The sequence below is a fragment of the Pseudomonas sp. GXZC genome, assembly GCF_026967615.1.
In the GTDB taxonomy this organism is placed as follows: domain Bacteria; phylum Pseudomonadota; class Gammaproteobacteria; order Pseudomonadales; family Pseudomonadaceae; genus Aquipseudomonas; species Aquipseudomonas azotoformans_A.
On the sequence record NZ_CP114115.1, the window covers coordinates 465,266 to 476,381 of the forward strand.

The 11,116-nt window shown below is 59.1% G+C and carries 10 protein-coding genes; 3 read left to right on the forward strand and 7 right to left on the reverse strand.

Going from position 1 to position 11,116, the window contains the following annotated elements; all coding sequences use genetic code 11:
• Positions 1–35 precede the first annotated feature (35 nt).
• The gene (locus tag OZ428_RS02285; RefSeq protein ID WP_016979127.1) at positions 36–491 is read right to left on the reverse strand and encodes a tRNA (cytidine(34)-2'-O)-methyltransferase; all 456 of its coding nucleotides are present in this window, start codon (positions 489–491) and stop codon (positions 36–38) included.
• Between OZ428_RS02285 and OZ428_RS02290 the strand changes: the two genes are divergently transcribed.
• The gene (locus OZ428_RS02290) at positions 490–930 is read left to right on the forward strand and encodes a hypothetical protein (protein WP_133076485.1); all 441 of its coding nucleotides are present in this window, start codon (positions 490–492) and stop codon (positions 928–930) included. The genes OZ428_RS02285 and OZ428_RS02290 overlap by 2 nt on opposite strands.
• 324 nt (positions 931–1,254) lie before the next feature.
• Here the strand turns inward: OZ428_RS02290 and ntrC are convergent, their stop codons facing one another.
• From ntrC to glnA, 5 genes are all read right to left on the reverse strand, one after another.
• Complete coding sequence (gene ntrC / locus OZ428_RS02295; protein WP_269132575.1) at positions 1,255–2,691, reverse strand: nitrogen regulation protein NR(I); 1,437 nt, start codon at positions 2,689–2,691, stop codon at positions 1,255–1,257.
• Positions 2,688–3,773 carry a nitrogen regulation protein NR(II) gene (glnL, locus tag OZ428_RS02300; RefSeq protein ID WP_016979130.1) on the reverse strand — a complete coding sequence of 362 codons (1,086 nt, stop codon included), beginning with the start codon at positions 3,771–3,773 and terminating at the stop codon, positions 2,688–2,690. The genes ntrC and glnL overlap by 4 nt, the downstream gene beginning before the upstream one ends.
• Before the next feature lie 287 nt (positions 3,774–4,060).
• Entirely contained in the window at positions 4,061–4,486 is a 426-nt protein-coding gene (locus tag OZ428_RS02305; RefSeq protein ID WP_269132576.1) for a cupin domain-containing protein, read from the reverse strand.
• 77 nt (positions 4,487–4,563) lie between these two features.
• Complete coding sequence (locus OZ428_RS02310) at positions 4,564–5,100, reverse strand: chorismate mutase (RefSeq protein ID WP_133076482.1); 537 nt, start codon at positions 5,098–5,100, stop codon at positions 4,564–4,566.
• Between the two features lie 128 nt (positions 5,101–5,228).
• The gene (gene glnA, locus OZ428_RS02315; RefSeq protein WP_016979133.1) at positions 5,229–6,635 is read right to left on the reverse strand and encodes a type I glutamate--ammonia ligase; all 1,407 of its coding nucleotides are present in this window, start codon (positions 6,633–6,635) and stop codon (positions 5,229–5,231) included.
• Between the two features lie 334 nt (positions 6,636–6,969).
• Between glnA and thiI the strand changes: the two genes are divergently transcribed.
• On the forward strand, positions 6,970–8,424 hold the full coding sequence (gene thiI / locus OZ428_RS02320; protein ID WP_269132577.1) for a tRNA uracil 4-sulfurtransferase ThiI: 1,455 nt from the start codon (positions 6,970–6,972) through the stop codon (positions 8,422–8,424).
• A gap of 139 nt (positions 8,425–8,563) precedes the next feature.
• Positions 8,564–10,384 (forward strand): translational GTPase TypA, encoded by a 1,821-nt coding sequence (typA, locus tag OZ428_RS02325; protein WP_032890153.1) that lies wholly within the window; start codon positions 8,564–8,566, stop codon positions 10,382–10,384.
• Between the two features lie 238 nt (positions 10,385–10,622).
• Here typA and OZ428_RS02330 read toward each other — a convergent pair whose 3' ends face one another.
• On the reverse strand, positions 10,623–11,057 hold the full coding sequence (locus tag OZ428_RS02330) for a YkgJ family cysteine cluster protein (protein ID WP_017734855.1): 435 nt from the start codon (positions 11,055–11,057) through the stop codon (positions 10,623–10,625).
• Positions 11,058–11,116: the final 59 nt, after the last annotated feature.

An 11,116-nucleotide genomic window follows, 5' to 3' on the forward strand; every position in this document is an offset into this window, starting at 1 on the left:
CAGCCCATAAAAAAGCGCCGTGACCGGCGCTTTTTTTATTTGAACCCGAGCTGGCGCCAACCTTCATAGACAGCAACCGCCACGGTATTGGACAGGTTCAGGCTGCGGCAGCCCTCGCGCATCGGCAAACGCAGGCGATGACCGTCGGGCAGCGCGTCAAGCACCTCCGCCGGCAGGCCCCGGCTTTCCGGGCCGAACAGGAAGGCGTCGCCTTCGGCGAAGCTGACATCATGGAACGGCTGCGAACCCTTGGTGGTGAACGCGAACAACCGTGGGTGGCCCAGGCTTTCCAGGCAACTGGCCAGGTCGGCGTGGCGCTGGAGCGTGGCGTACTCGTGGTAGTCCAGCCCGGCACGGCGCAGGCGCTTGTCGTCCATGTCGAAGCCCAAAGGCTCGATCAAATGCAGGTGGCAGCCACTGTTGGCGCACAGCCTGATAACGTTGCCGGTATTCGGCGGAATTTCTGGTTGAAAAAGGATGACGTGAAACATGCACGGCTCCGAAGGTAAAGATGCGCTGCATTCTACCCCCGAAGAGGACCCAAGACCGAAGCTAATGCCACGGGTCATGGGCTCTTTGGCAATTGTTGGCTTGATGGTGGGCCTGATGATCGGCCGCCTGACCACGCCAGACCCAGTCGAGCTGCAACAGGTCGAGACCGCAGCGGACGGCGTAGTGGTGTGGTTCAACAGCGAACCCAAGCTGCACGGCGAGCATATCGACGGCACCGTGGCGCTGCTGTTCGACGCGCAAGGCAAGGCTGGCAGTGGGCAACTCAAGGTCAATGACAAGGATGTGAACTGGCGGGTGCGCAAGACCGATGGCGGCCTGCTACTGAACCTGGTGGCGGCTCGGCCGTTGCGTGGGGAATGGAAAGGGGAGAAAGCTGACGGCCGCTGGCGGCTGGAGATCCATCTCCAAGAGCAATAAAAGAGGGAGTTCCCGGCCTGCCTGTACCGAGGTTCCCCAAAGCGGTGTGGAGCGCGACGCGGTTCGCATCAAGCACCCCGGGTGTAAAGAGGGGATTCTCGGCCTGCCTGTACCAAGGTCCCCGAAACTGGGTAGTACAAGGGTTATTGCAGGGCGCGTGCCAGAGTCGGCAAAGTGTGCCAAAAAATTTCTCCAGAAAGCGCAAAGCCCCGGAATACGGGGCTTTGGTGTTTTAGGCTTTTAGATTTTTATCAGTGAGGCCGAAGTCTCATAGGTTGGATCCATGCCCAATGCCGGTTCATGGTGCATTGAAGCGGTGCACCTTTAGCCTTCATCGCCTTCATCATCGTCACCACCATCGACCTTCATCCCCAGCTCCTTGATCTTGCGAGTCAGGGTATTGCGGCCCCAGCCTAGCAACACGGCGGCATCGCGACGGCGACCGGCGGTGTGCTTGAGGGCGGTTTCGATCATGATTCGCTCGAACGCCGGCACGGCGCTGTCCAGCAGGTTCGACTGGCCGCGTGCCAGGGCCTGGTCGGCCCATTGGCGTAGGGCCTGCTCCCAGTTGGTCACCGGCGCCGAATCCTGTGGCAGGCTCAGCAGCTCCGGCGGCAGGTCGCTGATGTGCACTTCGCGCCCGGACGCCATCACCGTGATCCAGCGGCACGTGTTCTCCAGCTGGCGCACGTTGCCGGGCCACGGCAGGTTCTTCAGGTATTCCTCGGTCTCGCTTTTCAGCAGTTTCGGCTCGACGGCCAGCTCCTGGGCGGCGCGGCTGAGGAAGTGGCGGGCCAGGGTCGGGATGTCTTCGCGACGGTCCGACATCCGTGGAATGTGAATGCGGATCACGTTGAGGCGATGGAACAAGTCCTCACGGAATTTACCCGCGTGGACCAGGGTTTCCAGATTCTGGTGGGTCGCGGCGATGATGCGCACGTCGACCTTGACCGGCGTGTGCCCGCCGACTCGATAGAACTCACCGTCGGCCAGAACGCGCAGCAGGCGCGTCTGGGTGTCGGCTGGCATGTCGCCGATTTCATCGAGGAACAGCGTGCCGCCGTCCGCCTGTTCAAAGCGGCCGCGGCGCAGGTTGGCTGCGCCAGTGAACGCGCCTTTTTCATGGCCGAACAGCTCGGACTCCATCAAATCCTTCGGGATAGCCGCCATGTTCAGCGCAATGAACGGCGAGGCCGCCCGTGGGCTGTGGCGGTGCAGGGCGTGGGCCACCAGCTCTTTACCGGTGCCCGATTCGCCGTTGATCAGCACGGTGATGTTGGAGTGGCTCAAGCGCCCGATGGCGCGAAACACTTCCTGCATCGCCGGCGCTTCGCCGATGATTTCCGGGGTGCGGGTCAGGGCCGGTGGGGCTTCCTGGCTTTGTTGTTCCTGGGCGTGCTGGTTGGCGCGCTTGACCAGCGCCACCGCTTCGTCCACGTCGAACGGCTTGGGCAGGTATTCAAAGGCGCCGCCCTGATAGGACGCGACAGCGCTGTCCAGGTCCGAGTGCGCGGTCATGATGATCACCGGCAGGCGTGGATGCTGCTCGCGGATGCGCGCCAGCAGGTCCAGGCCACTGGCGCCGGGCATGCGGATGTCGGAGATGATCACGTCGGGCTGCTGGCGTGCCAGGCGGCTCATCACGCCGTCGGCGCTCTCGAAGCTCTGGGTGGTCATGCCTTCCTGTTGCAAGGCTTTCTCGAGGACCCAGCGGATAGAACGGTCGTCATCGACGATCCAGACAGTTTCACTACGGCTCATGTCGATGGGGCTCCTTGTTCCAGTGGCAGAAAGATCGAGAAGGTGGTGTGGCCAGGATGGCTCTCACATTCGATCAGGCCCTGATGCTGGCTGATGATGTTCTGGGTAATGGCCAGGCCCAGCCCGGTACCGTCCGGGCGGCCGCTGACCATGGGAAAGAAAATGGTTTCCTGGAGTTCCGCAGGAATGCCCGGGCCGTTGTCGATGATCTCGACCTTGGTCACCAGGCGATGGCGCACGTGACCGATGGTGAACTGGCGCAGGGCGCGGGTGCGCAGGCTGATGCGGCCCAGGCGCAGCTCGTTCTGGCTGCTGATGGCCTGCATGGCGTTGCGCACGATGTTGAGTACCGCTTGAATCATCTGTTCGCGGTCGATCAACACGTCGGGAATGCTTGGGTCGTAGTCGCGCACCAAGGTGATGCAGCCCTGGCTTTCGGCCTCGACCAGTTGGCAGACACGCTCCAGCACTTCGTGCACGTTGGTCATCGCCAGCGAAGGCAGCTTGTTGGAGCCGAGCATGCGGTCCACCAGGTTACGCAGGCGGTCGGCTTCTTCGATGATGACGTTGGTGTAGTCCTTGAGGTTTTCGTCCGGCAGCTCGCGGGCCAGCAACTGCGCCGCGCCACGGATGCCGCCGAGTGGGTTCTTGATCTCATGGGCCAGGCCGCGCACCAGCATCTTGCTGGTCTCCTGCTTGGACAACTGCGCTTCCTCCTTGGTGATGCGCAGCAGGCGGTCGCGGGGGTGCACTTCCAGCAACAGCAGGGTGGCGCCGTTGCTCAGGATAGGGGTCACGGCGTAGTCGACGGTCAGCGTCTGGCCCGTAAGCGCCGTGAGCATCGCCTCGCGCTTGGTGAACGGGTGCGCCTGCTCCACCGCCTGGCGCAGCGAGCTCAAGGCTTCGGCCGACTCGGTGAACAATTCGCTGATGAACTGCCCATGGCTGCGCTGGCCGCTGATAGCCAGGAGCATCTCCGCCGCCGGGTTCATGTACTCAAGGCGCAGGTCGTCATTGAGCAGGATGGTCGCGGTGGTCAGGTTGTCGAGTAGCAAACGGTGCAGTGCATCGCTGATGGTCATCAGGACCTCTTTTGGAGCAAGGCGCGGGCTTGAGGCTCACGCTGATACAAGGAAAATGCAAAAACCAAACCAAGGCTCCGAAAAGAAGCGTGCAAGCCCTGAAATGGGGGTTTTAGGCGCGAAACTGTGGCGTTCTGCCAGCTTGCTCGGGAAGTTTCGAACCAAAATGGGCTGGACAGGTGGGAAGGGTGCAGCCTATCGCACCAATATAGTGCGGTTTTGTGAAGGTTGTTCAGGAAGCAGTGAATGGACCGTTTTCTATATGAGGTGAAAACGATCCGCAGCGATCAGTGTTGCTCTGACAGCGGCATGCCCGGTGTGCCCGCGTAAAACACCAGAAGCTCCACCGGGGTGTCTCCGGTGACGCCGCGATGCTCGGTGCCCACCATCTCGGCCAGGGTTTGGCCTTGCCTCAACGTGCGTGTAGCCCCGCTGCTGCGGGCTTCAACGGTCAACTCACCCGAAACGATATAGGCGGCGTTGGGCATGGGGTGGGTGTGCCAGGGCAGTTGCGTGCGCGCAGGGATCTTCAGGCGTATCAGCGTGAGCTGCGGCGGGCCAGCGGGGTAGGCCCTATAGGGCATGCCGTCCCACGACTCGCTGCTTTCAAGCAATATTTCTTTCTCGATTTGCGTAGCGTCCTTTGGTTGGACGCCGCAGCCAAGCAGCGTTAAACCCAGCATTGTTGCGATCAAACACTTGCAGATATCCATGGTTCCATCCTGTTCGGTCAGTGAACAGTCAGGCTATGGCGATTGATCGCAGTGAGGATGCAGGACGGGGCCTCAAATCAAGTAGGTCGCGTACACAATTCTGCGGTGGCACGGATCATCGCCAACTGACGCAACGGATCGTTCAGCGGCTCATGCACGGCTTCGGCCAGCCACTGTGGGCACTGTGGGTCGGTGCGCTGTGGGGTGAAGTCCGCCAATTGCTGCAGCAGGCGTTTTTGCAGTTCGTCCAACTGCGGGCGGATCTGTTTCACCAGGTCCGGGCGCGGATCGTCAGGCGCCTTGCCCTGAAACTGCCAGTCAGACAGATGGGTGTACTGCACCAGTTTGTTCGCCTCGATCTGCGCCGCGAAAAACTGCTCGACGGCGGCAGGTGCCAGCTTATATTCCGGTGCTTGGGCGACGACGCTGGCGATCACTTCTTGTTCGCGCTTTTTGTCCTCTACAGGCTTGTGGCTATCCCATTTGCTCAGGGCTACCTGGTCGGCGATCTCCAGGCGTTCGGCGATGCTGTTGAGCAGAGGCTCGAGCGTGGCGGGCGCCGCAGAGGCATTGGCGCTGATCAATAGCAGGGCAAAGGCGATTCGCAGGTTCAAGGTCGGTTTCCTTGTCGGGCAGTTGGGCGAGGTCTCAATAGTGAGGGTGTCAGGCTTTTATGTCAGGCAAAAAAAGACCTCCCGAAGGAGGTCTTTTTCATCACGCTACGTTAAATAGCGCTACCGGATCAGCAGCTGTAGTACAGCTCGTATTCCAGTGGGTGTACGAAGGTGCGAACCTTGATTTCTTCTTCGCTTTTCAGGCCGATGTAAGCGTCGATGAAGTCGTCGCTGAACACGCCGCCTTTGGTCAGGAACGCACGGCCCTTGTCCAGCTCTTCCAGGGCTTCTTTCAGGCTGCCGCACACTTGTGGGATCTCTTTGGCCTCTTCAGGCGGCAGGTCGTACAAGTTTTTGTCGGCGGCGTCGCCAGGGTGGATCTTGTTCTGGATACCGTCCAGGCCAGCCATGACCAGGGCAGCGAAGGCCAGGTATGGGTTGGCTGCTGGATCCGGGAAGCGGGCTTCGATACGGCGAGCGCGAGGGCTGGACACGTAAGGAATACGGATCGAAGCGGAACGGTTGCGCGCCGAGTAGGCCAGCATTACCGGGGCTTCGAAACCTGGGACCAGACGCTTGTAGGAGTTGGTCGACGGGTTGGTGAAGCCGTTCAGGGCCTTACCGTGCTTGATGATACCGCCGATGAAGTACAGGGCAGTGTCGGACAGGCCGGCATAACCTTCGCCAGCGAAGGTGTTCTTGCCATCTTTGGCGATGGACAGGTGAACGTGCATACCCGAACCGTTATCGCCGTACAGTGGCTTAGGCATGAAGGTAGCGGTACGGCCGTAAGCGACTGCAGTGTTGTGTACGCAGTACTTCAGGGTCTGTACTTCGTCAGCCTTGGCAACCAGGGTGTTGAACTTCACACCGATTTCGTTCTGACCAGCAGTGGCCACTTCGTGGTGGTGCACTTCGATGACCAGGCCCATGTCTTCCATGGCGTTGCACATGGAGGTACGGATTTCGTGGTCGTGGTCGAACGGCGGAACTGGGAAGTAGCCACCTTTGATGCCTGGACGGTGGCCATGGTTGCCGCCTTCCACGTCCTGGTCGGACATCCAGGAGCCTTGTTCGGAGTAGATCTTGAACATGGAGCCGGAGATGTCGGACTTGAACTTAACCTGGTCGAAGATGAAGAATTCTGGCTCTGGGCCTACGAATACGGTGTCACCGATACCGGTGGACTTCAGGTATTCCTCGGCGCGCTTGGCGATCGCACGTGGGTCGCGGTCGTAGCCTTGCATGGTCGAAGGCTCGATCACGTCGCAGACCAGGATCAGGGTCGGCTCTTCGGTGAACGGGTCGAGTACGGCAGTGCTGTCGTCCGGCATCAGGATCATGTCGGAGGCTTCGATGCCTTTCCAGCCAGCGATGGAGGAACCGTCGAACATTTTGCCTTCTTCGAAGAAAGCTTCATCCAGCGCGTCGCGAGCCGGCATGGTCACGTGGTGCTGAGTGCCTTTGGTGTCCGTGAAGCGCAGATCAATCCATTTAACGTCATGATCTTTGATGAGTTGAACCGACTTCGACATAGTGTCCTCCGGGTGGCTTCGGGCTGGGGTAGTGGAGTTAGCCCTTAGAATGTGGGTGATGCCGGCGCGGATAGTCCGCCATGGCAACCTGCCTCACAAGAGAGCAAATTGCATGCCAGTGCGCCAACATGGGTTTTCTGCTCCAAAAACGCCCCTATAAAGGTGCATTGCGACAAAAGCCCAAAAATAGCGCACCGCAATGTAGCGCAAAGGCGCACAAATGCACCTCTTTAGTGCGTTGCGCTTGCGATGCATATTAACTGGTTAAACCTTGAGCGATTTCCGCTATAATCCGCGCCCCCCTTTTTCAGCAGGCCCGGCGCGCGCTGTTTCCATGAAATTAATCGTAAAAGTCTTCCCCGAGATCACCATCAAAAGCCGACCGGTACGGACGCGTTTCATCCGTCAATTGGCCAAGAACATCCGTGCCGTGCTCCGCGATCTGGACCCGGCTGTGGTGGTGAACGGCGTGTGGGACAACCTCGAGCTGGAAACCCGTGTCACCGAGCCCAAAGCCTTGAAGGACATGACCGAGCGCCTGAGCTGCATGCCGGGTATCGCGCATTTCCTGCAGGTGGATGAGTACCCGCTGGGCGACTTCGACGACATCACCGAGAAGTGCAAACAGCACTACGGCAGCGAGCTGGAAGGCAAGATCTTTTCGGTGCGCTGCAAGCGTGCCGGCAAGCACACTTTCAGCTCCATGGACGTCGAAAAATACGTCGGCAGCAAGCTGCGTCGCGAGTGCGGCGCCGCCGGAATTTCCCTGAAAGCGCCACAAATTGAAGTGCGCATGGAAATTCGCGACCAACGGTTGTTTGTCATCCACAGCCAGCACAACAGCATCGGCGGTTATCCGTTGGGTGCCCTGGAACAGACCCTGGTCTTGATGTCCGGCGGTTTCGATTCCACGGTTGCTGCTTACCAGATCATGCGCCGCGGCCTGATGAGCCACTTCTGCTTCTTTAACTTGGGCGGGCGTGCACACGAATTGGGCGTGATGGAAGTCGCGCACTTTATCTGGAAGAAGTACGGCAGCTCCCAACGCGTGCTATTTGTGAGCGTACCGTTCGAAGAAGTGCTGGGCGAAATTCTCGGCAAAGTCGATAACGGTCATATGGGCGTGGTATTGAAGCGTATGATGTTGCGCGCCGCGTCGCAGATTGCCGACCGCTTGCAGATCGACGCGCTGGTGACCGGCGAGGCGATCTCCCAGGTGTCCAGCCAGACGCTGCCGAACCTGTCGATCATCGACTGCGTTACCGAGAAGCTGGTGTTGCGCCCGCTGATCGCCAGCCACAAGCAGGACATCATCGACCTGGCAGAAGAAATCGGCACTGCCGACTTCGCCAAGCACATGCCTGAGTACTGCGGGATCATTTCGGTGAACCCCAAGACCCACGCCAAGCGTCACCGCGTGGAGCATGAAGAGAAAGAATTCGACATGGCGATTCTGGAGCGTGCGCTCGAGAACGCCAAGCTGGTCCCGATCGATCGCGTGATCGACGAACTGGGCCAGGATGTGAAGATCGAAGAAGTCAGCGAAGCCCTGGCCGGCCAGATCGTCATCGACATCCGTCACCCGGACGCCGCTGAAGATGAGCCGCTGGAAATCGCTGGCATCGACGTACAAACGCTGCCGTTCTATGCATTGAACGCGCGTTTCAAGGAACTGGATAACAGCCGTCAGTACCTGCTGTATTGCGACAAAGGCGTGATGAGTCGCCTGCATGCCCACCATTTGCTCAGTGAGGGGCATGCCAATGTGCGCGTTTATCGACCGAGCTAAGAGCCCGGGGCTGTTTGCCTGTGGCCTGCGTCACCGGCCCCCCGACTCTGCCGTCAAGCTGTAACGGCAAGGCCTGACTCTACTGTTAATCGCTGCCACGACCTGTCAGCACACCGAATCCTCTGATCGAGATACACAAGTGATCGAAAATCTACGTAACATCGCCATCATTGCTCACGTTGACCATGGTAAAACCACCCTGGTAGACAAACTCCTGCGTCAATCCGGCACCCTGGAGCGCAACGAGCTCAACGACGAGCGCGTGATGGACTCCAACGACCAGGAAAAAGAGCGCGGTATTACCATCCTGGCTAAAAACACCGCTATCAACTGGAACGGCTACCACATCAACATCGTGGACACCCCGGGCCACGCCGACTTCGGCGGCGAAGTAGAACGCGTAATGTCGATGGTTGACTCCGTTCTGCTGCTGGTTGACGCTCAAGACGGCCCTATGCCGCAAACCCGTTTCGTGACCAAAAAGGCTTTCGAAGCCGGCCTGCGTCCGATCGTGTGCATCAACAAGGTTGACCGTCCAGGCGCGCGTCCGGACTGGGTTCTGGACCAGATCTTCGACCTGTTCGACAACCTCGGTGCTACCGAAGAACAGCTGGACTTCAAAGTCGTCTACGCCTCGGCCCTGAACGGTATTGCCGGTCTGGAACACACCGACATGGCTGAAGACATGACCCCGCTGTACCAGTCGATCGTCGACAACGTACCAGCTCCAAAGGTTGACCGTGACGGCCCGTTCCAGATGCAAATCTCGGCACTGGACTACAACAGCTTCCTGGGCGTTATCGGTGTTGGCCGTATCGCTCGTGGTAGCGTCAAGCCGAACACCCCGGTTGTCGCCATCGGCGCCGACGGCAAGAAGCGTAACGGTCGTATCCTGAAGCTGATGGGTCACCACGGTCTGCACCGTATCGACGTTGAAGAAGCTTTCGCCGGCGACATCGTGTGCGTGAGCGGTATGGACTCGCTGTTCATCTCCGACACCCTGTGCCAGCCAGACAACGTTGAGGCCATGAAGCCTCTGACCGTTGACGAGCCAACCGTTTCCATGACCTTCCAGGTAAACGACTCGCCTTTCTGCGGTAAAGAAGGCAAGTTCGTGACTTCCCGTAACATCAAGGAACGTCTGGACAAAGAGCTGCTGTACAACGTTGCTCTGCGCGTTGAAGAAGGCGACTCGGCTGACAAGTTCAAGGTTTCCGGCCGTGGTGAGCTGCACCTCTCGGTACTGATCGAAACCATGCGTCGCGAAGGCTTCGAAATGGGCGTTGGTCGTCCAGAAGTGATCATCCGTCAGGTTGACGGCGTGAAGCAGGAACCGTTCGAAAACGTCACCATCGACACCCCGGAAGAATCCCAGGGCAAGGTGATGGAAGAGATGGGTCTGCGTAAAGGCGACCTGACCAACATGGTGCCGGATGGCAAAGGCCGTGTACGTCTGGAATACAACATCCCTGCTCGTGGTCTGATCGGTTTCCGTAACCAGTTCCTGACCCTGACCAACGGTGCTGGCATCCTGACCTCGATCTTCGATCGCTACGACACCATGAAGTCCGGCGACATGTCCGGCCGTCAGAACGGTGTTCTGGTATCGGTAGAAACCGGCAAGGCGCTGACCTACTCCCTGGAAACCCTCCAGGCGCGTGGCAAGCTGTTCGTTGAACACGGTCAAGAGATCTACAACGGTCAGATCGTTGGTCTGAACAGCCGTGACAACGACATGGGTGTCAACCCAACCAAAGGCAAGAAGCTCGACAACATGCGTGCTTCGGGCAAAGACGAAACCATCGCTCTGGTTCCACCTGTTCGCTTCACCCTGGAACAGGCCCTGGAATTCATCCAGGACGACGAGCTGTGCGAAGTCACGCCTAAGTCGATCCGCCTGCGTAAGAAGATCCTGGACGAAGGCGAGCGTACCCGCGCTGCCAAGAAAGCCAAGAACTGAGTTAACTCAGGCTGAATGAAAAACGCCCCCGGTCGAAAGGCCGGGGGCGTTTTTTTGTGCCTGCGATTTGTGTGTTGGGCTGGTTCTTGTGGTGAGCGGGCTTGCCCCGCGCTGGGCTGCGAAGCGGCCCTAAAAAACATGGCCCTGCGATTTATCAGGAGGAACGTAGCGGTCTTATTGGGGCTGCTGCGCAGCCCAGCGCGGGGCAAGCCCGCTCACCACAGGGTTCGGCTTTTGATCAGAACTTGTCGAGGGTCTTGAACTTGGTCTCGCGCACCACTTCCTTTGGCTTGTACGCGCAATACCCTGGGCGCGGCCCGATTTTCGGGTGATTGCGGCAAGTATCCGGGCGCTTGTCATAAATAGTGCAGAAGCGCGTCTTACGATCCAGGAACAGGCAATCGTTGTTGCTCATGCGCTGCAGGGTAAAAATCTCGGATTTGGAATTGAAGCGCTCGACGATGCCTTCCTTTTGCAGCCGCTTGGCGATGTTCTTCGCAGGGTCGCCGAGTTCGAACTCATCGACCAGGCCGATGCGGATCAGGTCCTTGACCTTCACTTCCACCGGCAGCGTGCAGCAGCTGGACACGCAACCACCGCACATGTGCGCGGAATATTTCTGCCACGTTTCGAGACGGTCGAGTTCCGCGGCGGCGATCAATTGAGGCTTCATCAGGGTTCCAAAAGGTGGGGCTGTATCCGGGCGCGCGATCATACCGGGATTGGTGATTT